Source organism: Mycobacterium sp. E3247 (genome assembly GCF_001667785.1).
Taxonomy (GTDB): domain Bacteria; phylum Actinomycetota; class Actinomycetes; order Mycobacteriales; family Mycobacteriaceae; genus Mycobacterium.
In genome coordinates this window covers 1-24,780 of record NZ_LZJG01000127.1, presented here as the reverse complement: position 1 = coordinate 24,780, position 24,780 = coordinate 1, and the positions used below count along the sequence as shown (strand labels likewise).

Sequence of the window (24,780 nt, the reverse complement as noted above, 5' to 3'; positions counted from 1 at the left end):
TACGGCCCGCAGAGCGACGGCAGCCTGGGCCCGGAATACGTCATCGAGAAGCTGGGTCAGATCGCCGGCCCGGACGCGGTGTACGTGGCCGGGGTGGGCCAGCACCAGATGTGGGCGGCGCAGTTCATTTCGTATGAGAACCCGCGCACCTGGATCAACTCCGGCGGGCTGGGCACCATGGGATTCGCCATCCCGGCGGCCATGGGGGCCAAGATGGCCCGCCCGGAGGCGGAGGTGTGGGCCATCGACGGTGACGGTTGCTTCCAGATGACCAACCAGGAGCTGGCCACCTGTGCGATCGAAGGCGTGCCGATCAAGGTGGCGCTGATCAACAACGGCAACCTGGGCATGGTGCGCCAGTGGCAGACGCTGTTCTACGAGGAGCGGTACTCGCAGACGGACCTCGCCACGCATTCGCATCGCATCCCCGACTTCGTGAAGCTGGCGGAGGCGCTGGGTTGCGTCGGATTGCGTTGCGAGCGTGAGGAAGACGTTGAGGACGTGATCAATCAGGCGCGCGCGATCACCGACCGTCCGGTGGTGATCGACTTCATCGTCGGCGCGGATGCGCAGGTGTGGCCGATGGTGGCCGCGGGCACCAGCAACGACGAGATCCAGGCCGCCCGCGGCATTCGCCCGCTGTTCGACGACGAGAGCGAAGGGCACGCCTGATGCACACGCACACCCTCTCGGTTCTGGTTGAGGACAAACCCGGTGTGCTCGCGCGCGTGGCGGCGCTGTTCTCCCGGCGCGGTTTCAACATCGAGTCGCTGGCCGTCGGCGCCACCGAGCAGAAAGACATGTCGCGCATGACGATTGTGGTCAGCGCCGAGGAAACCCCGCTCGAGCAGATCACCAAGCAGCTCAACAAGCTGATCAACGTCATCAAGATCGTGGAGCTCGACGAGGGGGCCGCGGTATCGCGCGAGCTGGCGCTGATCAAGGTGCGCGCCGACGCCGGTAGCCGCAGCCAGGTGATTGAAGCGGTGAACCTATTCCGCGCCAAGGTGATTGACGTTTCGCCCGAGGCGCTGACGATCGAGGCGACCGGTGACCGCGGCAAGATCGAGGCGTTGCTGCGGGTGCTGGAGCCGTTCGGGATCCGCGAAATCGTTCAATCGGGAGTGGTGTCGTTGTCCCGCGGTCCGCGCGGCATCACCACGGCCAAGTAACACACAAGGAGATATTCAGCAGTGGCACTAGAAATGTTCTACGACGACGATGCAGACCTGTCGATCATCCAGGGCCGCAAGGTCGGCGTCATCGGATACGGCAGCCAGGGGCACGCGCACTCGCTCAGCCTGCGCGACTCCGGCGTGCAGGTGCGGGTCGGCCTGAAGGAGGGTTCGAAGTCGCGGGCCAAGGTCGAAGAGCAGGGCCTCGCGGTCGACACCCCCGCCGAGGTGGCCAAGTGGGCCGACGTCATCATGCTGCTGGCGCCCGACACCGCGCAGGCGGACATCTTCGCCAGCGATATCGAGCCCAACCTCAAGCCCGGAGACGCACTGTTTTTCGGGCACGGGCTCAACATCCATTTCGGACTGATCAAGCCGCCGGCCGACGTCACCGTCGCGATGGTCGCCCCGAAGGGGCCCGGCCACCTGGTGCGCCGCCAGTTCGTCGACGGCAAGGGCGTGCCCTGCCTGATCGCGGTGGACCAGGACCCGACCGGCAAGGGTGAGGCGCTGGCCCTGTCCTACGCCAAGGCCATCGGCGGCACCCGGGCCGGCGTCATCAAGACCACCTTCAAGGACGAGACCGAGACCGATCTGTTCGGTGAGCAGGCCGTGTTGTGCGGTGGCACCGAGGAATTGGTGAAGGCCGGTTTCGACGTGATGGTGGAGGCCGGCTACCCGCCGGAGATGGCCTACTTCGAGGTGCTGCACGAACTCAAGCTGATCGTCGACCTGATGTACGAGGGTGGCATCGCCCGGATGAACTACTCGGTGTCCGACACCGCGGAGTTCGGCGGGTATCTGTCCGGACCGCGCGTCATCGACGCCGGCACCAAGGAGCGAATGCGAGAGATCCTGCGCGACATTCAGAACGGCGAATTCGTCAAGAAGCTGGTTGCCAACGTCGAAGGCGGCAACAAGCAACTGGAGCAGCTGCGCAAGGAGAACGCCGAGCACCCCATCGAGGTGACCGGCAAGAAGCTGCGTGACCTGATGAGCTGGGTCGACCGGCCGATCACCGAGACGGCGTAGGGCGTGGCGCCGAACGTGCACTGAGGGCGAACTTTCGTCGATTTTTCCGCCGTGAGTGCACGTTCGGCGGCTAGGACTCTGCCAGCCGACCGGCGGTCGCCACCACCCGGCGGGCGAGGTGGTCGAGCGCGTTCTGGGTCGCCTCGTCGAATTCGTGGATGTTGTCGTGGGTGGACACCAGGCTCACGCCGTACGGGTTGCCATCGACGAACTTGACCGGATCGGTGTATCCCGCCGGCACGATGATGCCACCGAAATGCATCAGCGTGATGTAGAGCGACAGCAGCGTGGTCTCCTGGCCACCATGCAGGGTGTTGGACGACGTGAACGCCGCGTAGACCTTGTCCGCGAGCTTGCCTTCGGCCCACAGCCCGCCCAGCGAGTCGAGGAAGGCGCGCAACTGTGCGGCGGGAGAGCCGAAGCGAGTCGGTGAACCGAAGATCACCGCGTCGGCCCAGACGATGTCCTCGCCCGTGGCCGCCGGAAGGTCCTTGGTCGCTTCGTAATTCGCGGTCCACGCGGGGTTCTGGGCGAACGATTCCGGGTCACGGGTTTCGGCGACGTGCCGCAGGCGGACTTCCGCGCCCGCCGCCTCGGCCGCGGTCGCGACGCGTCGCGCCATCGCCGTGCCATGCCCGGTGGCCGAATAGTAGATGATCGCGAGTTTGGTCACGAGCGCATCGTAGGGCCGCGGCGGGCCCCGCCCCAAGCGCGCGTCGGCGCAGGTTAGGGCAGTGGCGAGCCCGCCGATGCCCGTCGCTGCCCGTCAAAGCCAGCCGATAGGCTGGCCGGGTGACTCTGCCTGTTGTATTGATCGCCGACAAACTCGCCCAATCGACCGTCGCCGCCCTGGGAGACCAGGTCGAGGTGCGCTGGGTAGACGGGCCGGACCGGGAGAAGCTGCTGGCCGCGGTGCCGGAAGCCGACGCGCTGCTGGTCCGCTCGGCCACCACCGTCGACGCCGAGGTGCTGGCGGCCGCCCCCAAGCTGAAGATCGTCGCGCGCGCCGGTGTCGGGCTGGACAACGTCGACGTGGACGCGGCAACCGAACGGGGCGTCCTGGTGGTCAACGCCCCCACCTCCAACATCCACAGCGCCGCCGAGCACGCGTTGGCGCTGCTCCTGGCCGCCGCCCGGCAGATCCCGGCTGCCGACGCCTCGCTGCGCGAGCACACCTGGAAGCGGTCGTCGTTCAACGGCACCGAGGTCTTCGGCAAGACGGTCGGCGTCGTGGGGCTGGGCCGCATCGGGCAGTTGGTTGCCCAGCGGCTGACGGCCTTCGGCACCCACCTCATCGCCTACGACCCCTATGTTTCGCCGGCCCGGGCCGCGCAGTTGGGCATCGAACTGCTGCCGCTCGACGACCTCCTCGCCCGCGCCGATTTCATCTCGGTGCACCTGCCGAAGACGCCCGAGACGGCGGGCCTGATCGGCAAGGAGGCGCTGGCCAAGGCCAAACCGGGCGTCATCATCGTCAACGCCGCCCGTGGCGGGCTGATCGACGAGGCCGCGTTGGCCGAAGCGGTCAGCAGCGGACACGTCCGCGCGGCCGGTATCGACGTCTTCGCGAAGGAGCCGTGCACCGACAGCCCGCTGTTCGAGCTGCCGCAGGTGGTGGTCACACCGCATCTGGGCGCATCCACCTCCGAGGCGCAGGACCGGGCCGGCACCGACGTCGCGGAAAGCGTGAAACTCGCTCTGGCCGGCGAATTCGTTCCCGACGCGGTCAACGTCGGCGGTGGCGTGGTCAACGAAGAGGTGGCGCCCTGGCTGGACCTGGTGCGCAAGCTCGGCGTGCTGGCCGCCTCGCTGGCCGACGGGCCGCCGGTCTCGGTGTCGGTGCAGGTGCGCGGCGAGCTGGCGTCCGAAGACGTTGAGGTGCTGAAGCTTTCGGCCCTGCGGGGGCTGTTCTCGGCGGTGGTCGAGGGCCCGGTCACTTTCGTCAACGCGCCGGCGCTGGCCGAAGAACGCGGCGTCACCGCCGAGCTCACCACGGCCTCGGAGAGCCCGAACCACCGCAGCGTCGTCGACGTGCGCGCCGTCACCTCCGACGGCTCGGCCGTCAACGTGGCCGGCACGCTGTCCGGGCCGCAGTTGGTGGAAAAGATCGTGCAGATCAACGGCCGCAACTTCGATCTGCGCGCCCGGGGCACCAACCTGGTGATCAACTACGTCGATGCGCCCGGCGCGCTGGGCAAGATCGGCACCCTGCTCGGCTCGGCGGGCGTGAACATCCAGGCCGCTCAACTCTCCGAGGACGCCGAGGGTCCCGGGGCGACCATTCTGCTGCGGCTGGACCAGGACGTGCCGGGCGAGGTGCGCTCGACGATCGGCGCCGCGGTGGGCGCCAACAAGCTTGAGGTGGTCGATCTGTCGTGAAACTCGCTGTTATCGGCGGCGACGGTATCGGGCCGGAAGTGACGGCCGAGGCGCTCAAGGTCCTTGACGCGGTGCTGCCCGGCGTGGAGAAGACGGATTACGACTTGGGGGCGCGGCGTTTTCACGCCAGCGGTGAGCTGCTGCCGGAATCGGTGCTCGCCGAGCTGCGCCAGCACGACGCCATCCTGCTCGGCGCGATCGGCGATCCGTCGGTGCCCAGCGGCGTGCTGGAGCGGGGTCTGTTGCTGCGCCTGCGTTTTGAGCTGGACCATCACGTCAACCTGCGGCCGGGCAGGCTCTATCCCGGTGTGAGCAGCCCGTTGGCCGGAGACCCGCACATCGACTTCGTCGTGGTCCGCGAGGGCACCGAAGGCCCCTACACCGGTACCGGCGGCGCGATCCGCATCGGGACGCCGCACGAGGTGGCCACCGAGGTGAGCCTGAACACCGCCTTCGGTGTGCGCCGCGTGGTGGCCGACGCCTTCGAGCGCGCCCGGCGCCGTCGCAACCACCTGACGCTGGTGCACAAGACCAACGTGCTGACCTTCGCCGGGAAGCTGTGGTCGCGGATCGTGGCCGAGGTCGGGGCGGACTACCCGGACGTCGAGGTCGCCTACCAACACATCGACGCCGCCACCATCTTCATGGTCACCGACCCGGGACGCTTCGACGTGATCGTCACCGACAATCTGTTCGGTGACATCATCACCGACTTGGCGGCGGCGGTGTGCGGCGGAATTGGGTTGGCCGCCAGCGGAAATATCGATGCCACCCGGACCAACCCGTCGATGTTCGAGCCGGTGCACGGCAGCGCGCCCGACATCGCCGGTCGGGGTATAGCCGATCCGACCGCGGCCATCATGTCGGTGTCGTTGCTGCTCGCCCATCTCGGGGAGGACGACGCCGCTAGGCGGGTGGATCGGGCCGTTGAGGCCTATCTGGCAACACGTGGGAACGGGCGGCTCGCCACCAGCGAAGTCGGCGAACGGATTGCCGCCGGGCTGTAGTTTCCAGCCCGGGCGGGAGCAACCGCGCCGGCACCAGCGGCACCGCGACCGCCGGGAAGAGTCCGCACAATATCCATGCGTTCGGGTATTTCGCGGCGGTGATCAACGCCCCGAACAACGGCGGCGCGGCGGCCGCGAACACCCGCTGGGTGGTGTTCTGAATGCCCAGGGCGCGCCCGCTCCAGAACGGCCCGGCGTATTCGGTGATGGCCGTGGCCTCCAAACCGTTGTCCAGCACGGCGATCACCGAGATCGCGACCATCAGGGGCGCCTGAAAACTCGAACTCAGAACGTCGGCCCAGGCCAGGAGGAAGAGGGTGACGGCGGCGGCCGCCGCGATGAGGCGGACCGGCCGCATTCGAGAGCCGATACGGTCGGACCAACGGCCCACCAGGACGCGGCCGAGCGCGCCCAGCAGCTGGGAAAGGGTGACGAGACTGCCTGCGGCCGCCACCGACCAGTGCAGGTTCTTGATCAGCCACACCAGCATGAAGGTGACGGTCACCGTCTGCGGAACCATCAACAGCCCGGCTACCGTGTGAATTCGCCACAGCGCCAACGACCCTCGGTAGGGGTTGGCGAGTTCGGAATCGCTGGCCTTCTCCCTGGGCTTGCGGGGCGGGTCGATGATGCCGACCGCGCTCGCCGCCGCTCCCAACGCGCACGCCAAGGCCGTGAACTTCAGCCCCGCAGCCGGCCCGTGCTCGCCCAGCTCGGGAATCACCAGCGCTCCCAGGGCTATTCCGAGGGGCTGCGCGGTTTGGCGGAATCCCATGGCCAAACCGCGTTGCTGCGGCGGGAACCACGCCGAGACCAACCGCCCGCCGGCGGTGTTGCAGCTGGCCGCCGCCATGCCCCCGAGAAACAAGTAGACGGCCATCAGCACCATCGAATGCGTCGACGCCGCGGCGTAGGCCGCCGCCGCGGTGAGCGCCAAACCCGCTGCCATGACCTCCCGCTCGCCCACGCGGTCCAGCACGTACCCCCACGGCACCAGCGTGACCACCATGCCCCAGCTCGGCATCGACGACAGCAGACCGGCTTCCCCGAGCGGGATTCCGCGCGCCGCTTGGAGCGAGGGGATCAAGAACGCGATGCCGTTGATGAAGAGGAAGGAACTCGCGGTGGCGACCAGCGACACGACCATGATGGACCAGCGGGCGCCCGCGCCCAGCTCACGCGTGGTGGCCGGCCCCGTATGCATCCTTCATGCTCGCATATTCGCCGGAAACCGCTGGTGATGTTCGTGGGGCCGCTGCCGATGCGATGACCCGACCGGCCATCAGTAGGCTCAACGAAATGCGCCTTGGTCGAATCGCCAGCCCGGACGGTGTCGCCTTCGTCAGCATCGAGGGCGACCTCGCCGATCCCGCCGCGATGGTCGCCCGCGAGATCGCCGAGCATCCCTTCGGCACGCCGAACTTCACCGGCCGGTCATGGCCGCTGCCCGATGTGCGGCTGCTGGCCCCGATACTGGCCAGCAAGGTGGTCTGCATCGGCAAGAATTACACCGATCACATCGCGGAAATGGCCGAACTCACCGGGCCGGCGGCGCCGGATCCGATCATCTTTCTCAAGCCCAACACGGCCATCATCGGCCCGAACGTGCCGATTCGCTTGCCCGCCAACGCATTACCGGTGCATTTCGAGGGGGAGCTGGCTGCCGTCATCGGGCGGCCCTGCAAGGACGTCTCCGCCGCTCAGGCCGCGGACAGCATTCTCGGTTACACCATCGGGAACGACGTGTCCGCGCGTGACCAACAGAAGTCCGATGGCCAATGGACCCGCGCCAAAGGGCACGACACCTTCTGCCCGGTGGGGCCGTGGATCGTCACCGACGTCGACCCGTCGGATCTCGAGATACGAACCGAGGTCAACGGCGAAGTGAAGCAACACAGCCGGACCTCGCTGATGATCCACGACGTCGGCGCGATCGTCGAATGGATCTCGGCCGTGATGACCCTGCTGCCCGGCGACCTCATCCTCACCGGGACGCCCGCAGGAGTCGGTCCGATCGAGCATGGCGACACCGTCTCCATCACCATCGAAGGGATCGGAACGCTCACCAATCCCGTGCTCCGTAAGGGAAAGCCGTGACAGCCGAAACGAAAGTCCGCGTCAGGTTCTGCCCGTCGCCCACGGGCACCCCGCATGTCGGCATGGTCCGCACCGCGCTGTTCAACTGGGCCTATGCCCGGCACACCGGGGGCACCTTCGTCTTTCGCATCGAGGACACCGACGCCGAACGCGACAGCGAGGAAAGCTATCTGGCCCTGCTCGACGCGCTGCGCTGGCTCGGCCTCGACTGGGACGAGGGCCCCGAGGTCGGCGGACCCTACGGCCCCTACCGGCAGTCGCAGCGCAAGGAGATCTACCGCGACGTGGTGGCCCAATTGCTCGAAGCCGGTGAGGCCTACTATGCGTTCTCCACGCCGGAAGAGGTTGAGGCGCGCCACATCGCGGCGGGCCGCAATCCCAAACTGGGGTACGACAACTTCGACCGGCACTTGACCGATGCCCAGCGCGCCGCGTTCCTGGCCGAGGGCCGCAAGCCGGTGGTGCGGCTGCGGATGCCCGACGAGGACCTCGCCTGGGACGACCTGGTGCGCGGGACCACCACCTTCGCCGCCGGCAGCGTGCCGGACTTCGCGCTGACCCGCGCCAACGGAGATCCGTTGTACACCTTGGTCAACCCGTGTGACGACGCGCTGATGAAGATCACCCACGTGCTGCGTGGCGAGGACCTGCTGCCCTCGACGCCGCGCCAGATCGCACTGTACCAGTCGCTGATCCGGGTCGGCGTCGCCGAGCGCGTCCCGGAGTTCGCCCACCTGCCAACGGTATTGGGAGAGGGCACCAAGAAGCTCTCCAAGCGCGACCCGCAGTCGAATCTGTTCGCCCACCGCGACCGGGGCTTCATCCCCGAAGGGTTGCTCAATTACCTTGCGTTGCTGGGTTGGGCCATCGCCGACGACCGTGACCTGTTCAGCCTCGACGAGATGGTGGCCGCCTTCGACGTCGTCGACGTCAATTCCAACCCGGCGCGGTTCGACCAGAAGAAGGCCGACGCGCTCAACGCCGAGCACATCCGGATGCTCGAGCCGGCGGATTTCGCGGGTCGGCTGCGCGACTACTTCGACGCCCACGGCCATCGGCTCGGGTTGGATGACGCCGCCTTCGCCATCGCCGCCGACCTGGTGCAGACCCGCATCGTCGTGCTTGCAGACGCGTGGGACCTGCTGAAGTTCCTCAACGACGACGAATACGCCATCGACCCCAAGGCCGCGGCCAAGGAGCTCGGCGCGGACGCGGCCGCGGTGCTCGACGCCGCGCTTGCCGCGCTGGAGGGCGCCACGGACTGGACCACGGCGCACATCGAGTCCGCCCTCAAGGCCGCGCTCATCGAAAATCTGGGCCTCAAACCACGCAAGGCGTTCGGTCCGATCAGGGTTGCCGCCACGGGAACGACGATCAGCCCGCCGCTGTTCGAATCACTGGAGCTGCTGGGCCGTGACCGCAGCCTGCTGCGGTTACGCGCCGCGCGGGAAGCGGTCGGCGGATAGGCGGGGGCCGCTTAAGGCCTCGCGGACCTCGCGTGCGGATTGTGTGCCGAGTCTTTGGTAGTCTGCACTGCGGCTCACAAAGCCGACAACGGCTGGCGGCGACGGTCTTCCGAGCGGAGCGATATGGCTCGGAGTGGGCGTTGACCAGCGGTTTTAGGCAGCCGATGGGGTATGGTGTAATTGGCAACACAGCTGATTCTGGTTCAGCCATTCTAGGTTCGAGTCCTGGTACCCCAGCAAAACGTCACCACCTCAAGCGATTAGGTGGGCTTCTGAGTGTGAGCTATGCTGGCACTCCGGATCGTGTCTGGCCCCGTCGTCTAGCGGCCTAGGACGCCGCCCTCTCACGGCGGTAGCGTGGGTTCGAATCCCATCGGGGCTACAAACAACTATTGACCGGTCCCCAGCACGGCCGGGGCCGTGGAGCCACCCACCGGCATCGCCGGCAGCCCGAGTTTGCGGTGGTCCCACGAGCGGGCGCGCCCCGCGACGATACGCACGCAGACACGCTTGTTCATCATCTGCTCGACGAAGGGCTTCATCTCGTCGCTGTACGGGCCGGTGTAGCGCTCGAACACGCTGACGCCGACCCGGTGCGAGACGTCGGGATCATCGACGATCTCCGCGACGCCTTCGAATGACACTCCGCGCAACGTGTCGTAGGTGTCGCCGTCCTCGATCAGGAAGCTCACCCGCGGATCGCGTTTGAGGTTGACCGCCTTCTGCGACTTGACCTTGGTCTCGAGCCAGATCTCGCCGTCCACGACGGCGTACCACATCGCGGTCAGATGCGGCTGGCCGTCGGGGCCGATGGTGGCCAGCGTCCCGGTGCGGCTCTTGACGACGAAGTCGGCGATCTCGTCTTCCGACATGACGATGCTCGCGCGCTGATTGGTTCCCATGGCGGTCAGTCTGTCAGGCCGCCCGGCGACGTTGCGCGCTGGTCGCCGAGACGCTTCTCGCGCGCGACGTTTCAGAGCCGGCGGGTGAGCGCCTCGGCCGCGGAAATCAGGTCCGCGGCCCAGCGCGCCCCCGGACGCCGGCCGATCCGGTCGACGGGTCCCGACACCGAGATCGCGGCGACGACGGCTCCGCGGCCGTCGCGCACGGGAACCGACACGCTCGCCACCCCGGGCTCTCGCTCGGCCACGCTTTGCGCCCAGCCACGGCGGCGCACTTCGGCCAGCGTGCGCTCGGTGAACTTCGCCGACGGCAGCACCGCCTTTTGCGTCGCAACGTCGCTGTGGGCCAGCAGCACCTTGGCGCCCGAGCCCGCCGTCATCGGCAACCGCGCCCCGACCGGGACCGTATCGCGAAGGCCCGCAGCGGGTTCCAGGGCCGCCACGCAGACCCGTGTGGTGCCCTCGCGGCGGTACAGCTGCACGCTCTCCCCGGTGGTCTCGCGGAGCAGGGGAAGCACCCCCGCGCTGGCGGCCAGCAGCGGGTCGTTGACATGGGCGGCGAGCTCGGTGACGGCCGGGCCGAGTCGCCAGCGCCCCTCGTCGTCACGCGCCAGCAGGCGATGGACTTCCAGCGCGGCGGCCAACCGGTACGCGGTGGCCCTTGGCAATCCGGTCCGCTCGCACAGTTCGGCCAACCCGCAGGGGGATTGGGCGATGGTGTGCAGGATGCCGACGGCTTTGTCGAGAACGCCGATGCCGCTATGCTGTCTCACAAGGAGATACTAGCGTCTCGTATTCTGAGATCACAGCCCATGGTCGATCCGCGAGCCGCGCTTGAGGGGAATCGAGGCGAATTTCAGATGGGATCCGGCAAGCCGCGCACCCTGGCCGAAAAGGTGTGGGACGACCACGTTGTGGATAAAGGGAGCGCTCCGGAACAAGGAGGGGCGCCCGACCTGATCTACATCGACCTGCATCTGGTGCACGAGGTCACCAGCCCACAGGCTTTCGACGGGCTACGCATGGCCGGACGAGCGGTGCGGCGGCCCGATCTGACGCTGGCCACCGAGGATCACAACGTGCCCACCATCGACATCGACAAGCCGATCGCCGACCCGGTGTCGCGCACCCAGGTCGAGACGTTGCGCCGCAACTGCGCCGAATTCGGTGTTCGGCTCTACCCGATGGGCGACATCGAGCAGGGCATCGTGCATGTCGTCGGGCCGCAATTGGGCCTCACCCAACCGGGAATGACGATCGTCTGTGGTGATAGTCACACGTCGACGCACGGTGCGTTCGGCGCACTGGCGATGGGCATCGGCACCTCGGAGGTCGAGCATGTGCTGGCGACCCAGACGTTGCCGCTGCGGCCGTTCAAGACCATGGCGGTCAATCTCGACGGCGAACTGCCCGCCGGCGTGACGGCCAAGGACATCATTCTCGCCTTGATCGCCAAGATCGGCACCGGTGGCGGGCAGGGGCACGTCATCGAATACCGCGGCAGCGCCATCGAATCGCTGTCGATGGAAGGCCGGATGACGATCTGCAACATGAGCATCGAGGCCGGCGCCCGGGCTGGCATGGTGGCGCCGGACGCGACCACCTACGAATTCCTTCGCGACAAGCCGCACGCGCCGCAGGGTGCGCAATGGGACGCGGCGATGCGCTATTGGCAGCAGCTGCACACCGACCCCGGCGCCGCCTTCGACACCGAGGTCCACCTCGACGCGGCATCGCTGAGCCCGTTCGTGACCTGGGGCACCAACCCCGGGCAGGGCGTGCCGCTGGCCGGGGCCGTGCCTGACCCGGAGCTGATGACGGGCGACGCCGAGCGACAGGCCGCCGAGAAAGCGTTGGCTTACATGGACCTTCGTCCGGGCACTCCGATGCGTGACATCGCGGTCGACACCGTGTTCGTGGGCTCTTGTACCAACGGTCGTATCGAAGACCTGCGGGTGGTCGCCGACGTGCTGCGCGGCCGCAAGCTGGCTCCCGGGGTGCGGATGCTCGTGGTGCCCGGGTCCATGCGGGTGCGCGCCCAGGCCGAAGCCGAAGGGCTGGGCGAGGTTTTCACCGCCGCGGGTGCCGAGTGGCGACAGGCGGGCTGCTCGATGTGTCTGGGGATGAATCCGGACCAGCTGGCGCCGGGGGAGCGTTGCGCGGCGACCTCCAACCGCAACTTCGAAGGGCGCCAGGGCAAGGGCGGCCGGACGCATTTGGTATCTCCGGCCGTTGCCGCCGCGACCGCAGTTCGCGGCACATTGTCCGCCCCGGCCGATTTGAACTGACGTAATCGAGAAGAACGGATGACCATGGAAGCATTTCACACCCACACCGGTATCGGTGTGCCGTTGCGGCGGTCCAATGTCGACACCGATCAGATCATTCCCGCGGTGTATTTGAAGCGCGTCACCCGAACCGGTTTCGAGGACGGGCTGTTCGCCAGCTGGCGCTCGGATCCGTCATTCATCCTCAACCTCAGTCCCTTTGACCGGGGGTCGGTCCTGGTCGCCGGGCCCGATTTCGGCACCGGCTCGTCGCGCGAGCACGCCGTGTGGGCGCTGATGGACTACGGGTTCCGGGTGGTCATCTCGTCTCGATTCGGTGACATCTTCCGGGGCAACGCCGGCAAGGCCGGGCTCTTGGCGGCCGAAGTCTCCCAAGACGGCGTGGAACTGCTTTGGAAGCTCATCGAGCAGAACCCGGGACTGGAAATCACTGCCAATCTTCAAGATCGAAATATCACCGCGGGAACGACGGTGTTGCCGTTCAAGATTGACGACCACACGGCCTGGCGACTCCTCGAAGGACTCGACGATATAGCCCTTACGCTGCGGAAACTCGACAAAATCGAGTCATACGAGGCCGCCTATCCGCAGTGGAAACCGCGCACTCTGCCCGCCTCCTGAACGGTCGAGAAGGGCGGAATTTCTTCTCGCTCACCTAACTAAACCGGCCCGATTTCCAAGTGCCCCCACCGGTCAAGGGCGGCAACCGGATTGCGAAACCGCCGATTGTCCGACCCTGAAATTGCGCGTGGCTCTTGGAAATTTGCTGGGTGAGGGTTTACCGTGTGCTCTAGTCGGTTCAAATCGAGGACCACTAGCGTCGGAGGGATTGGATGAATAAGGCAGAGCTCATTGATGTGCTCACACAGAAATTGAACACCGACCGTCGGCAGGCGACCGCCGCCGTCGAGAACGTCGTCGACACCATTGTGCGTGCGGTGCACAAGGGCGACAGTGTGACGATCACCGGGTTCGGTGTGTTCGAGCAACGGCGTCGCGCGGCCCGGGTGGCCCGCAACCCGCGTACCGGCGAGACGGTGAAGGTGAAGCCGACCTCCGTCCCGGCGTTCCGGCCCGGTGCTCAATTCAAAGCGGTTGTCTCTGGCGCACAGCGTCTCCCGTCGGAAGGACCTGCAGTGAAGCGTGGTGTAGTGGCAAGCGGCGCGGCCAAGAAGACCGCGGCGAAGAAGGCTCCCGCCAAGAAGGCCGCGGCGAAGAAGGCCGCTCCCGCCAAGAAGGCTCCGGTCAAGAAGGCGGCGACCAAGGCTCCGGTCAAGAAGGCCGCAACCAAGGCCCCGGCCAAGAAGGCCGCGACCAAGGCTCCGGTCAAGAAGGCGGCGACCAAGGCCCCGGCCAAGAAGGTCGTGGCGAAGAAGGCCGCCACCAAGGCTCCCGCCAAGAAGGCCGCGGCAAAGAGGCCGGCCAGCAAGGCTCCGGCCAAGAAGGCCACCGCGCGCCGCGGTCGCCGTTAAGTCAACAGTCACGCTCTAGACGCGAATACCCTTCGGGTGGCAGCGATGCGCCCGAAGGGTATTCGCGTGTTATGCCCGCACGTTGGCGGCCAGCGCCCCGCCGATGTGATCGGCTGCCACCAGTCGACCGCCCGACAGTGACAGCACCCAGGCGCTGCCCTTGTGGTTGCGCGACTTGTCGGGGCGCACCCCGTCCCGCGCGCACCACCAGGCGATCAGGTCCGGGATCACCTTGCCCTGTGTGCAAATGACCGGCGTCCCTTGCTGCTCGGCGATGGCCAGCATCCGGTTGCGGGCGCGTTTGGGACTCTTGGCGTAGGCCTCCTCGGTTAGGGCGGGCTCGTTGTGTACGGCGACGCCCAATTCCGCGGCGAGCGGTTCCACCGTCTGGTGGCAGCGCAGGCGGTCGGCCGCGTACACGTCGGTGGCGCCGAAGGCCAGCAGCTGCGGAACCAGCGCCTCGGCTTGCGCACGGCCCCGCTTGTCCAGCGGCCGCTGGGTGTCGTCGCCTTTGAAGCGCGATTTCCGGCCGGCGGTGCCGTGCCGGACCACGAGCACGGTATGCGTGTCAGCCGGATGTTTCATGAAGTGGCGCAACATTTTTCGATCATGCGAATAGGTGAGCATGTTCAGGGCGTCCGGCACCGGCACCCACACCAATTCGTCAACCTCGTTACCGGGGGTGAAGTCGCCGCCGGTGCTGCGCGCCGCCCAGTAGTAGACCTTCTTGACGCCCGCCTCGATCGGGTAGCTCACCATGTCCAGCCGCCTGCCCAGCACGCCGTGCTGGCCCGTCTCCTCGCACACTTCGCGGACCGCGGCGACGGGCGCCGTCTCGCCCGGGTCCACTTTGCCCTTGGGCAGTGACCAGTCGTCGTAGCGGGGACGGTGGATCACCGCGATCTCGAGGCCGGGGTTGGACGAGTCAGTCGGCCGCCACAAGACCGCTCCGGCGGCGTACACGATGCGGCTTCCCGAACGCCGAGCGGTGGACGAACTCTTGGTCGGCAACTCAACTCCTGCAGGTCAATTCGGTCGGGCCGAGCGCGTATCGCGGTGCGGCCGGAAAACAACCGTAATTCACCACGCAGAAGGTTACGGAGTGCGGTGCCGCTCCATCAACGACACTTGGTGGTCGCGTACGCTGTGGCCGTCCTGCGGCGACGCGATCCACTGCCCGTCGGGTCCCAGCTCCCAGCACCGGGTGGACGGGTCGAGCGCGGACTCGAACAAATTGTCCAAGTACGAGGTCAGCCTCGGGTCCTTGACCTGAACGAGTGCCTCGACGCGCCGGTCGAGGTTGCGGTGCATCATGTCCGCGCTGCCGATCCAGAACTCGTTGATGCGATGGAAATGCATGATGCGGGAATGCTCCAGGAACCGGCCGAGGATGGAGCGGACGGCAACGTTCTCCGAGAACCCTTCGGCGCCGGGGCGCAGCGCGCAGATCCCGCGCACCACCACCTCCACCCGTACATCGGCCATCGACGCGCGATACAGCGCGTCGATCACCTGCTCGTCGACGAGCGCGTTCATCTTCATCCGGATGCGGCCGCCGCCGTGTTCGCGGTGGGCGGCGATCTCGCGCTCGACGCGCTCGATGATGCCGGTGCGGATGCTGTGCGGGGCGACCAGAAGGTTGCGGTAGGAGACCTTGCGCGAATAGCCCGTCAGCGAATTGAACAGATCCGTCAGATCCGCCCCGATCTCCGGGGAGGCCGTCAGCAGACCGACGTCCTCGTACAGTCGCGCCGTCTTGCCGTTGTAATTGCCGGTTCCGATGTGGCAGTAACGACGGATCGCCGAACCTTCGCGGCGGACCACCAGGCAGGTCTTGCAGTGCGTCTTGAGCCCGACGTATCCGTAGACGACGTGCACGCCCGCCTGCTCCAGCTCGCGCGCCCAGCGGATGTTGGCCTGCTCGTCGAAGCGGGCCTTGATCTCCACGAGCGCCACCACCTGCTTGCCGGCCTCGGCGGCGTTGATGAGCGCCCGAACGATCGGCGAGTCACCGGAGGTGCGGTACAGCGTCTGTTTGATCGCCAGCACGTTAGGGTCGGCGGCGGCCTGCTCGATGAATCGCTGGACGCTGGTGGAGAACGACTCGTACGGATGATGAAGCAGCACATCGCCTTCGCGCAGCGTTGCAAAAATGCTCCTGGGCGTCTCGCGGTCGACGAACGCGGGGCTGGTCGCCGGGACGAATGCAGGGTCTTTGAGCCCCGGCCGGTCGACGCTGTAGATCTGCCACAACGACGACAGATCGAGCAGGCCGGGCACCTCGATGACGTCGCCCGGGTTGACGTCGAGCTCGCGCAGCAGGAGTTCCAACATGCTCTCGGTCATGTCGTTGGCGATCTCGAGTCGCACCGGCGACCCGAACCGCCTGCGTGCCAACTCCCGTTCCAGTGCTTGCAGCAGGTCTTCGTCGCGGTCCTCTTCGACCTCGTAGTCCGCGTTGCGGGTGATGCGGAAGGCGTGATGCTGAACGATCTCCATCCCCGGGAACAACACCGGTAGGAAGGCCGCGATCAGCTCTTCCATTGGCAGGTAGCGGATTATGGGGTGCCCGTCGGCATCGTCGGCGGCATCGCGCACCGCCAGTTCGACGAACCGATCCACGTTGTTGGGTACCTTCACCCGCGCGAAGTGCTGGCCGCCGTCCTCGGGCTGGCGCACCATGACCGCGAGATTCAGGCTCAACCCGCTGACGAAGGGGAAGGGGTGAGCGGGATCGACGGCGAGCGGGGTGAGAACGGGAAAGACCTGTTCGTGGAAGTACGTCGACAGTTCGTCGCGCTCACCCTGATCCAAATCGGCCCACGTGACTATATGTATGCCTTCCTCGGCGAGCGCCGGGCGGACGGAATCGAGGAACACCCGCGCGTGCCGGGTCGCGATTCGCTGTGTCTGCTCGCCGATGAGGGCCAGTTGCTCACGCGGGGTCAGGCCGTCGGCGGAGCGCACCGACAATCCCATCTCGTCGCGGCGCTTGAGGCCGGCGACCCGCACCATGTAGAACTCGTCGAGGTTGGAGGCGAAGATCGCCAGGAACTTGGCTCGCTCCAACAGGGGCAGCGAGCTGTCGGCGGCGAGCGCCAGCACGCGGGCGTTGAAGTCAAGCCAGCTCAGTTCCCGGTTGAGGTAGCGGTCCTCGGGCAGGTCGGTGAGCGAGGCCGGCGTGGTGGCGGGCGGCGCAGTCACGGCCGAGTCGCCGTGATGCCACAAGTTCTCGTCGGGGCGCGCCTCAGCTTCGATTTCAGTCACCCTGCGATCATTGCTCATCACGCGCCGATGCTGCTAGCGCTCGACGGACATCCATTCGCCGTTGGGGCGACGTTCACCCCGCGGACAGGTGGGCCGTGGCGCGGTCGAGGTCACTGGTGCGCGAGCGCTCGGGCGGTCGCCGCCCCCACCCCGAGCCGGCGGGCGGCGGCGAGGTCGTCGGGGGTGTCGACGTCGCAGCGCAGGCCCGGCCACGCGCCGGTCAATTCGATCGCTCCCGAACGTCGGTGCCGCGCCGACGAATCGGCTCCGAATTGCGGATCGAGTGGGGCCCCGAACGCGAAGAGGGCGGCGGTCCCCGTCGCCAGCCGGTCGGCGACAAAGCTGCGCCGGTGATGCCGGGCGGCGGCGATCGCCTCGGCCAGCTCCTGTGTCTGCAGTGCCGGCAAATCCCCTTGCAGCACAACGACGTTCGGAAATGAAGCGGCCACGGTCCGCTCTGCGGTGGCGATGGCGTTGTTCAGCGGGTCACCGTGCCCCTGGGGCGTCGGGTCGGCCAGCACGTCCGCGCCCAGCTCGGTCGCCGCCGCGGCCGCGGCCTCGTCGGGCGTGATCACACTGATCGAACCGAGTGAGTCGACGCGTCGCGCGGCGGTCAGCGTGTCGATCAACATGGCCAGCACCACGCTCTCCCGCGTGCGCGCCGAGAACACAGGGGCCAGCCTGGTCTTGGCCGCCGCCAACCGTTTGACGGCGATGATCAAGGCGATGTCTTTTCCCGTGCCGTCGGCTCGTGTGCCGCTCATGACATGCCATCCTGCCAGCGAGCCGCGCTGACTCGCGTGACGGCTGGTCCGCCGCTGATCTAGGGTGTAGCGGCTGCAACACGCTGGAGACGACACACGGGGGTGGTGGATGGCCGGCACACCTGTCAGTTCGACGGGCGGCGTTGCGGTCATGGGTGCCGGGGCGTGGGGCACCGCACTGGCCAAGGTGCTCGTGGAGGCCGGCGGGCCGGGCGCAGCGGTCACCCTGTGGGCCCGTCGATCCGACGTCGCCGACCGGATCAACGCCACCCGGTCCAACCCCGACTATCTGCCCGGCACGGTGCTGCCGGCGGGCGTCCGCGCCACCACCGACGCGGCGGATGCGCTCGACGGCGCCTCGACGGTGCTGTTGGCGGTGCCCGCGCAGACGATGCGCGCCAATCTCGAAACGTGGGTGCCGGTGCTACCCCTGGGGGCCACCCTGGTCAGCCTGGCCAAGGGCATCGAGCTGGGCACCCTGATGCGGATGAGTCAGGTCATCGTGTCGGTGACGGGCGTCGACCCGGCTCAGGTCGCGGTGATTTCGGGGCCCAACCTGGCCAGCGAGATCGCCGAATGCCAACCCGCCGCCACCGTGGTCGCGTGCAGCGACTCCGGCCGCGCCGTCGCCCTGCAGCGCATGCTGAACACCGGGTACTTCCGCCCTTACACCAATAGTGATGTCGTCGGCACCGAGATCGGTGGGGCGTGCAAGAACGTCATCGCGCTCGCCTGCGGCATGGCGGCCGGCGTCGGGCTGGGGGAAAACACCGCGGCGGCGATCATCACCCGCGGTCTGGCGGAGATCATGCGGCTGGGCATCGCGCTCGGCGCCAAGGGTGCCACGCTGGCCGGGCTGGCCGGCGTGGGTGACCTGGTCGCGACGTGCACCTCGCCCTATTCGCGCAATCGGTCGTTCGGCCAACGCCTGGGTCGCGGGGGGACCATGGAGTCGGCGATGCAGGCCCGGGACGGGCACGTCGTCGAGGGCGTGACGTCGTGCGAGTCGGTGCTGGCGCTCGCCTCCAGTTACGACGTCGAGATGCCCCTGACCGACGCCGTACACCGGGTCTGCCACAAGGGACTGTCGGTGGACGAGGCGATGGCCCTGCTGCTGGGGCGCAGGACCAAGCCTGAGTGACTCCGCGCGGTCACCAAAACCCCAGCTGGCGGCCCGCCGTCCGACCCGAGCCGCGCGCAACCGGTAGCCTCTTTAAGTTGTGAGTGCCAGCGGAAGCCGCGTGCGCGTCGCCGTCGTCTTCGGCGGGCGCAGCAACGAGCACGCCATCTCGTGCGTGTCCGCGGGCAGCATCCTGCGCAACCTCGACCCCCAGCGGTTCGAGGTGGTCGCGATCGGCATCACCCCGGAAGGGTCCTGGGTGCTCACCGACGGCGACCCGGCCGCGCTGGCCATCAGCGACCGGCAGCTGCCGGAGGTGACCGCTCAGTCGGGCACCGAACTCGCCCTCACGGCGGACCCGCGCCGCAGCGGCCAACTGGTCTCCCTGTCCTCCGGGGCCGGCGAGGTGCTGGCGTCCGTCGACGTGGTGTTCCCCGTGCTGCACGGTCCGTACGGGGAAGACGGCACGATCCAGGGCCTGCTGGAGTTGGCCGGGGTGCCCTACGTCGGGGCCGGCGTGCTGGCCAGCGCGACGGGCATGGACAAGGAGTTCACCAAGAAGCTGTTCGCCGCCGACGGGTTGCCGGTCGGCGCGTATGCGGTGCTGCGCCCGTCGCGGTCGGCCCTGCGGCCCGAGGAGTGCGAGCGGCTGGGTCTGCCGGTGTTCGTCAAACCCGCCCGCGGTGGATCGTCGATCGGCGTCACCAGGGTGACCGACTGGGCGGACCTGCCCGCGGCCGTCGAGGTGGCCCGCCGGCACGACCCGAAAGTGATCGTTGAGGCGGCCATCACCGGCCGTGAGGTCGAGTGCGGCGTGCTCGAAATGCCCGATGGCACAGTCGAAGCCAGCACGCTGGGCGAGATCCGGGTGGCCGGGGTGCGGGGCCGCGAGGACTCGTTCTACGACTTCGCCACCAAATATCTGGATGACGCAGCGGAATTGGACGTGCCGGCCAAGGTGGACGACGACATCGCCGATGCCATCCGGCAATTAGCGATCCGGGCGTTCAAGGCCATCGACTGCCAGGGGCTGGCCCGGGTCGACTTCTTCCTCACCGACGAGGGCCCGGTGCTCAACGAGATCAACACGATGCCCGGGTTCACCACGATCTCGATGTACCCGCGGATGTGGGCCGCGAGTGGTGTCGACTATCCCACCCTGCTGGCGACGATGGTCGAAACGGCCTTGGCCCGCGGCACCGGCCTGCGCTAACCCGTGGCGATCGCGAGCGCGGCGCAGCCGGGCGCGGTCCCCCGCAAGCGGGAGGTGCCCCCAGGTCGCCACCATCAACCCGTGGCGATCGCGAGCGCGGCGCAGCCGGGCGCGGTCCCCCGCAAGCGGGAGGTGCCCCCAGGTCGCCACCATCAACCAGGTGGCCCCGGGTTGATCGGCACAGCTGCGATGGTGCGGTCGATCACCTCGGACAGCTGCTGGATGGGCGTGGGACCCGATCCCGACGGCAGTGTGAGCGCCACGTACACCGGCCGGTCCACGGTGTACCAGGTGGATCGGCCCGCGTCACCGGCGGACTGCTGTTCGGGGCGCACGGCGAACCACTGCACCCGGTCGACGATCTGAATCGGAGATCCCACCACGAACTCGCCGGGGCGGTCCAGCCCGCAACGCAGCACCACGGGCTCGCTGTCCCGTCCGGCTCGCCAGGCGGCCGCGCCCTGGGGTGCCGGTTGCGCGACGGGCGCGCGTTGGTAGTCGCCGAGCCGCTGCGGCAGCGCCCCGGCCAGCGCCCGGCACGCGGGGCTGTCGGCCCGCGGCGCCGGGGCGGCGGGTACGGCAACCGGTTGGGGCGGCGCCTCGCGGTTCGCCGCGATCACCAGGACCACGCCGATCGCCACGACGGCGAGGGCGACCGCGGCGATGATCACCGCGGGCGGCGGCCCCCCGTCGTCACGGGGGCCGCTATCGGCGTCGGTCATCACCGCCCGCGCACCTCCTATCTCTGGCACGACATCGCAGGCCTCTACACTGGCGCGGGCCGCTCGCGCGGGCAGTAATCAAACTTACCGCAGGTCGGCGACCGGACGGAGGCCCGCACAGGGCGAGGACGCGCCGAAGGAGGTGGCGTGGGCGAGGTGCCATCAAACCCCACCCTGCAGCAGCTGGGTGAGTTCACCGTCATCGATCGCCTGGTGCGCGGCCGCCGCCAGCCGGCCGCGGTGGTGGTCGGCCCGGGTGACGACGCGGCCGTGGTGCACGCCGTGGATCGGCGCGTCGCGGTGTCGACCGACATGCTGGTGCAGGACCGGCACTTTCGGCTGGACTGGTCGACCCCGCACGACGTCGGCCGCAAGGCCATCGCCCAGAACGCCGCCGACATCGAGGCGATGGGCGCGCGGCCCACGGCCTTCGTGGTGGCTTTTGGCGCGCCGGGTGACACGTCGGCGGCCGACGTCGACGCGCTGGTCGGCGGAATGTGGGACGAGGCGCAGCGCATCGGCGCGGGCATCGCCGGCGGCGACCTGGTCAGCTGCCCGCAGTGGGTGATCTCGGTGACGGTGCTCGGCGATCTGGACGGCCGCGCCCCGGTGCTGCGGTCCGGGGCGAGGGCGGGCTCGGTGATCGCGGTCGCCGGCGAGCTGGGCCGCTCGGCCGCCGGCCTTTCATTGTTGGGCAAGGGGATCGAAGGCTTCGACACCCTGCGCCGCCGGCATCTGGTCCCGCAGCCGCCCTACGGCCAGGGCGTCGCGGCGGCGGCCGGGGGAGCGCAGGCGATGATCGACGTGTCCGACGGCCTGGTCGCCGACCTGCGGCACGTCGCCGAGGCATCGGGTGTGGCGATGGATCTGTCGACGGCGGCGCTGGGTGCGGACCGCGACGCACTGACGGCCGCCGCCGCCGCCGTGCGCGCCGATCCGTGGGCGTGGGTGCTGGGCGGCGGAGAGGATCATGCCCTGGTGGCGTGCTTCGCAGGGCCCGCGCCCGCCGGATGGCGAATCATCGGACGGGTTCTCGAGGGGAAGGCCGGAGTGCTTGTCGACGGGCAGGAGTGGACCGGCTACGCGGGCTGGCAGTCATATGACGACATATGACGACATATGACGACTAAGGTGATCGATGCCATGGGAGGAGCCCGATGACGGCGAGGCCGTTGACCGAACTCGTCGAACCGGGCTGGGCTGCCGCGCTGCAGCCGGTGGCCGAGCGGATCGCCGAGATGGGCCAGTTCCTGCGGGCCGAGATCGCGGCCGGGCGCAGGTACCTGCCGGCGGGCCCGAACGTGTTGCGCGCCTTCACCTTTCCATTCGACAACGTTCGGGTGCTGATCGTCGGCCAAGACCCGTACCCGACACCGGGACACGCGGTGGGACTGAGCTTTTCGGTGGCCCCCGACGTGCGTCCACTGCCGCGCAGCCTGGCCAACATCTTCGACGAATACGCCGCCGACCTCGGTCATCCACTGCCCTCGTGCGGCGACCTGACGCCGTGGGCCGGTCGCGGGGTGATGCTGCTGAACAGGGTGCTCACCGTGCGCCCCAGTAATCCGGCGTCACACCGGGGCAAGGGCTGGGAGGTGGTGACCGAGTGCGCGATCCGCGCGCTGGCCGCGCGTTCGCAGCCGATGGTGGCGATCCTGTGGGGACGCGACGCGTCGACACTCAAACCGATTCTGGCCGAAGGCAATTGCGTGGCGATCGAGTCGCCGCACCCGTCGCCGCTGTCGGCTTCTCGGGGGTTCTTCGGGTCGCGTCCGTTCAGCCGCGCCAACGAACTCTTGACGGGCATGGGCGCCGACCCGATCGATTGGCGGCTGCCATGACCGAGATGACGGCGTTGCGGGCGCACCACAGGGGCGGCCCGGAGCAGCTGGTCGTCGAGCGGGCGCCCATGCCGGCCCCGGCCGCGGGCGAGGTCCTGGTGGCCGTGTATGCGGCCGCCATCACGTTCGACGAGTTGACGTGGGAGGAGACTTGGACCCGGGAGGGTGTCAGCCGGACGCCGGTGATCCCCTCGCACGAGTTATCGGGTGTCGTCGCCGAAACAGGGGCGGGCGTGGCGGATTTCACGGCCGGTGACGAGGTGTACGGGCTGATCCCGTTCGACCGCGACGGCGCCGCGGCCGAATTCGTCAGCGTCGCCGCGGCGGACCTGGCCGCCAAGCCGTCATCGGCCTCGCACCCCGTTGCGGCCGCGCTGCCACTGGCCGGCCTGACCGCGTGGCAAGCCCTGGTCGACCACGCCGGTGTGCAACCGGGCGAGTCGGTGTTGGTGCACGGCGGCGCGGGCGGCGTGGGCGGTTTGACCGTTCAGCTGGCCGCCATGCTGGGGGCGCGCGTCACCGCGACCGTGCGCAGCGATGCCGGCGACCTGGTCCGCGGATACGGGGCCGCCCGGGTCATCGATGTCCGCACCGAGGCGTTCGACGACGCGGTCTACGACGTCGTGATCGACACCGTCGGCGGGGCGACGCTGGACCGGTCGTTCCCGGTGGTCCGGCGCGGTGGGCGGCTGGTCACCCTGTCGGCCCCGCCGCCGGCGGGCCGGGCCGACGAATACGGCATCACGGCAACGTTTTTCATCGTCACGCCGAACCGGGGGCAGTTGATGGAGCTCGCTGCGCTGGTTGACGGCGGTCGGTTGCGGGTCGACATCGCCGAGATCTTCCCGCTGGAGAAGGGCCGCGAGGCATTCGAAAGCGGTGGGCGCCCCGGCCATCGCCCCGGCAAGACGGTCATCGTCGTCCGCGACTAGGCCGGTTCCTGTCTCCAGAGTCGCGGCCGCTCTGTAATCCCTTGTGTCACGTAATCCCTTGTGCCACTTTTGTTTCACTGGTCACAACGCGGCCGTTTTTGTCGGTGGGGGTTTCTAGGGTTTGGGGTATGGGTGCGAGCAGTCGTGACGAGATCGTCGAGGTTATCGACGCGCTCGACGACGACGCGGACCGCCTGTGCGGGTTATCTTTTGACGTCCTCACCACCCCGGAGCGGCTGCGCGCCTTGGAGCGGGTCGAACGCGTGGCCCGCATGCTGCGCACCCCGCAACATGCGTTGATCAACCAGCTCGACGCCCAGGCCGGCCCCGAAGAGTTGGGCGGTTCGCTGCGCATTGGGCTGGCCGACCGGTTGCGGATCACCAAGGCCGAGGCCGCCCGCCGCATCGAGGAAGCCGCCGACCTGGGCGAGCGCCGGGCGCTGACCGGTGAGCCGCTGGCACCGCAGTTGAGTGCGACCGCGGCCGGTCAACGCGCGGGGCTGATCGGTGATGGGCACGTCAAGGTGATCCGCGGCTTCCTGGCTCATCTGCCGGTTGAGGTCGACGCGTTCACCCGCCAAGCCGCCGAAGCCGACCTGGCCGGCAAGGCCGCCGGGTATCGCCCCGACGAATTGGCCACCTACGCAAAGCGGCTCATGGATTGGCTGCACCCCGACGGGGACTTCAGCGACGCCGAGCGGGCCCGCAAGCGTGGAATCGTCCTTGGCCAGCAGGAATTCGACGGCATGTCGCGCCTGAGTGGCTTGGTGACCCCCGAACTACGGGCCGCGATCGAGGCCATGATGGCCAAGCTGGCCGCGCCCGGGGTGTGTAACCCCGACGACGAAACGCCGGTGGTCGATGAGACACCGGATGAGGACGCGGTGCGCCGTGACACCCGCAGCACCGCCCAGCGCAATCACGACGCCTTCCTGGCCGGACTGCGCGGCCTGCTCGCCTCCGAAAAACTGGGTTCACACAACGGCCTGCCGGTCTCGATCGTGGTCACCACCACGTTGCAGGACTTGGAGGCCGCGGCCGGTAAGGCGTTGACCGCCGGCGGCACGCTGGTGCCGATGTCGGACGTGATCCGCTGGGCGGGC

24 protein-coding genes and 2 tRNA genes are annotated in these 24,780 nt (G+C 68.2%); 18 read left to right on the top strand and 8 right to left on the bottom strand.

The genetic code is table 11. From position 1 onward, the window contains the following. The 3 genes from A9X04_RS06830 to ilvC all read left to right on the top strand — a co-directional run. Positions 1 to 672 (top strand): thiamine pyrophosphate-dependent enzyme (locus tag A9X04_RS06830; RefSeq protein ID WP_231985669.1); only part of this gene is annotated, 672 nt, incomplete at its 5' end. Further along, positions 672 to 1,172 (top strand): acetolactate synthase small subunit, encoded by a 501-nt coding sequence (ilvN, locus tag A9X04_RS06825; protein ID WP_067918895.1) that lies wholly within the window; start codon positions 672 to 674, stop codon positions 1,170 to 1,172. The genes A9X04_RS06830 and ilvN, both read left to right, overlap by 1 nt. Before the next feature lie 33 nt (positions 1,173 to 1,205). Next, positions 1,206 to 2,207, top strand: coding sequence for a ketol-acid reductoisomerase (gene ilvC, locus A9X04_RS06820; protein WP_082972833.1), 1,002 nt, complete (start codon positions 1,206 to 1,208; stop codon positions 2,205 to 2,207). 70 nt (positions 2,208 to 2,277) lie between these two features. On the opposite strand, the gene wrbA is transcribed toward ilvC, so the two are convergent. Beyond that, positions 2,278 to 2,880, bottom strand: coding sequence for an NAD(P)H:quinone oxidoreductase (wrbA, locus tag A9X04_RS06815; protein ID WP_067918893.1), 603 nt, complete (start codon positions 2,878 to 2,880; stop codon positions 2,278 to 2,280). A 119-nt stretch (positions 2,881 to 2,999) separates the two neighbouring features. Between wrbA and serA the strand changes: the two genes are divergently transcribed. Both serA and A9X04_RS06805 read left to right on the top strand, forming a co-directional pair. Then, on the top strand, positions 3,000 to 4,586 hold the full coding sequence (serA, locus tag A9X04_RS06810; protein WP_067918892.1) for a phosphoglycerate dehydrogenase: 1,587 nt from the start codon (positions 3,000 to 3,002) through the stop codon (positions 4,584 to 4,586). Continuing rightward, entirely contained in the window at positions 4,583 to 5,593 is a 1,011-nt protein-coding gene (locus A9X04_RS06805; protein WP_067918891.1) for a 3-isopropylmalate dehydrogenase, read from the top strand. Before serA ends, A9X04_RS06805 begins: the two co-directional genes overlap by 4 nt. On the opposite strand, the gene A9X04_RS06800 is transcribed toward A9X04_RS06805, so the two are convergent. Then, a complete protein-coding gene (locus tag A9X04_RS06800) occupies positions 5,493 to 6,797 on the bottom strand; it encodes an MFS transporter (protein ID WP_067918890.1) in 1,305 nt (434 codons plus the stop codon). The two genes, A9X04_RS06805 and A9X04_RS06800, sit on opposite strands and share 101 nt — an antisense overlap. A gap of 95 nt (positions 6,798 to 6,892) precedes the next feature. Between A9X04_RS06800 and A9X04_RS06795 the strand changes: the two genes are divergently transcribed. The 4 genes from A9X04_RS06795 (at position 6,893) to A9X04_RS06780 (ending at position 9,538) form a co-directional block, all read left to right on the top strand. Next, positions 6,893 to 7,690 (top strand): fumarylacetoacetate hydrolase family protein, encoded by a 798-nt coding sequence (locus A9X04_RS06795; RefSeq protein WP_067918898.1) that lies wholly within the window; start codon positions 6,893 to 6,895, stop codon positions 7,688 to 7,690. After that, positions 7,687 to 9,156 (top strand): glutamate--tRNA ligase, encoded by a 1,470-nt coding sequence (gene gltX / locus A9X04_RS06790; protein WP_082974844.1) that lies wholly within the window; start codon positions 7,687 to 7,689, stop codon positions 9,154 to 9,156. Before A9X04_RS06795 ends, gltX begins: the two co-directional genes overlap by 4 nt. A 165-nt stretch (positions 9,157 to 9,321) precedes the next feature. Beyond that, positions 9,322 to 9,393: transfer RNA gene (locus tag A9X04_RS06785), tRNA-Gln, on the top strand. A 72-nt stretch (positions 9,394 to 9,465) separates the two neighbouring features. After that, a tRNA-Glu gene (locus A9X04_RS06780) sits at positions 9,466 to 9,538 on the top strand. Positions 9,539 to 9,545: 7 nt separating this feature from the next. Here the strand turns inward: A9X04_RS06780 and A9X04_RS06775 are convergent. Together A9X04_RS06775 and A9X04_RS06770 are read right to left on the bottom strand one after the other, a co-directional pair. Then, positions 9,546 to 10,058, bottom strand: a complete 513-nt coding sequence (locus A9X04_RS06775; protein WP_067918888.1) for a pyridoxamine 5'-phosphate oxidase family protein — start codon at positions 10,056 to 10,058, stop codon at positions 9,546 to 9,548. Between the two features lie 71 nt (positions 10,059 to 10,129). Continuing rightward, complete coding sequence (locus A9X04_RS06770; RefSeq protein WP_067918887.1) at positions 10,130 to 10,831, bottom strand: IclR family transcriptional regulator; 702 nt, start codon at positions 10,829 to 10,831, stop codon at positions 10,130 to 10,132. A gap of 87 nt (positions 10,832 to 10,918) precedes the next feature. On the opposite strand from A9X04_RS06770, the gene leuC reads away from it, so the two are divergent. The 3 genes from leuC (at position 10,919) to A9X04_RS06755 (ending at position 13,818) form a co-directional block, all read left to right on the top strand. Then, on the top strand, positions 10,919 to 12,346 hold the full coding sequence (leuC, locus tag A9X04_RS06765; protein ID WP_067918886.1) for a 3-isopropylmalate dehydratase large subunit: 1,428 nt from the start codon (positions 10,919 to 10,921) through the stop codon (positions 12,344 to 12,346). A 24-nt stretch (positions 12,347 to 12,370) separates the two neighbouring features. Then, entirely contained in the window at positions 12,371 to 12,967 is a 597-nt protein-coding gene (leuD, locus tag A9X04_RS06760) for a 3-isopropylmalate dehydratase small subunit (RefSeq protein WP_067918897.1), read from the top strand. A 212-nt stretch (positions 12,968 to 13,179) separates the two neighbouring features. After that, positions 13,180 to 13,818 carry an HU family DNA-binding protein gene (locus A9X04_RS06755; protein WP_067918885.1) on the top strand — a complete coding sequence of 213 codons (639 nt, stop codon included), beginning with the start codon at positions 13,180 to 13,182 and terminating at the stop codon, positions 13,816 to 13,818. Positions 13,819 to 13,887: 69 nt separating this feature from the next. On the opposite strand, the gene A9X04_RS06750 is transcribed toward A9X04_RS06755, so the two are convergent. The 3 genes from A9X04_RS06750 to cofC form a co-directional block, all read right to left on the bottom strand. Then, positions 13,888 to 14,829, bottom strand: a complete 942-nt coding sequence (locus A9X04_RS06750; protein WP_067918884.1) for an NUDIX hydrolase — start codon at positions 14,827 to 14,829, stop codon at positions 13,888 to 13,890. 84 nt (positions 14,830 to 14,913) lie between these two features. Beyond that, positions 14,914 to 17,106 carry an RNA degradosome polyphosphate kinase gene (locus tag A9X04_RS06745; protein WP_067918883.1) on the bottom strand — a complete coding sequence of 731 codons (2,193 nt, stop codon included), beginning with the start codon at positions 17,104 to 17,106 and terminating at the stop codon, positions 14,914 to 14,916. Positions 17,107 to 17,195: 89 nt separating this feature from the next. Further along, complete coding sequence (gene cofC, locus A9X04_RS06740; protein ID WP_067918882.1) at positions 17,196 to 17,849, bottom strand: 2-phospho-L-lactate guanylyltransferase; 654 nt, start codon at positions 17,847 to 17,849, stop codon at positions 17,196 to 17,198. A 109-nt stretch (positions 17,850 to 17,958) separates the two neighbouring features. Between cofC and A9X04_RS06735 the strand changes: the two genes are divergently transcribed. Both A9X04_RS06735 and A9X04_RS06730 read left to right on the top strand, forming a co-directional pair. Continuing rightward, positions 17,959 to 18,990 (top strand): NAD(P)H-dependent glycerol-3-phosphate dehydrogenase, encoded by a 1,032-nt coding sequence (locus A9X04_RS06735; RefSeq protein WP_067918881.1) that lies wholly within the window; start codon positions 17,959 to 17,961, stop codon positions 18,988 to 18,990. Between the two features lie 79 nt (positions 18,991 to 19,069). Then, positions 19,070 to 20,182, top strand: a complete 1,113-nt coding sequence (locus tag A9X04_RS06730) for a D-alanine--D-alanine ligase family protein (RefSeq protein WP_067918880.1) — start codon at positions 19,070 to 19,072, stop codon at positions 20,180 to 20,182. Between the two features lie 152 nt (positions 20,183 to 20,334). On the opposite strand, the gene A9X04_RS06725 is transcribed toward A9X04_RS06730, so the two are convergent. Then, positions 20,335 to 20,904: a DUF3515 domain-containing protein gene (locus tag A9X04_RS06725; protein WP_082974842.1), complete on the bottom strand. Its 570-nt coding sequence runs from the start codon at positions 20,902 to 20,904 to the stop codon at positions 20,335 to 20,337. Between the two features lie 147 nt (positions 20,905 to 21,051). Between A9X04_RS06725 and A9X04_RS06720 the strand changes: the two genes are divergently transcribed. From A9X04_RS06720 to A9X04_RS06705, 4 genes are all read left to right on the top strand, one after another. Beyond that, a complete protein-coding gene (locus tag A9X04_RS06720) occupies positions 21,052 to 22,017 on the top strand; it encodes a thiamine-phosphate kinase (protein ID WP_067918878.1) in 966 nt (321 codons plus the stop codon). 44 nt (positions 22,018 to 22,061) lie between these two features. Next, positions 22,062 to 22,745, top strand: coding sequence for a uracil-DNA glycosylase (locus A9X04_RS06715; RefSeq protein ID WP_067918877.1), 684 nt, complete (start codon positions 22,062 to 22,064; stop codon positions 22,743 to 22,745). A gap of 5 nt (positions 22,746 to 22,750) precedes the next feature. Then, a complete protein-coding gene (locus A9X04_RS06710) occupies positions 22,751 to 23,677 on the top strand; it encodes an NADP-dependent oxidoreductase (protein WP_067918896.1) in 927 nt (308 codons plus the stop codon). 128 nt (positions 23,678 to 23,805) lie between these two features. After that, positions 23,806 to 24,780, top strand: a 975-nt coding sequence (locus tag A9X04_RS06705; RefSeq protein ID WP_067918876.1) for a 13E12 repeat family protein, incomplete at its 3' end; no start/stop codon positions are given.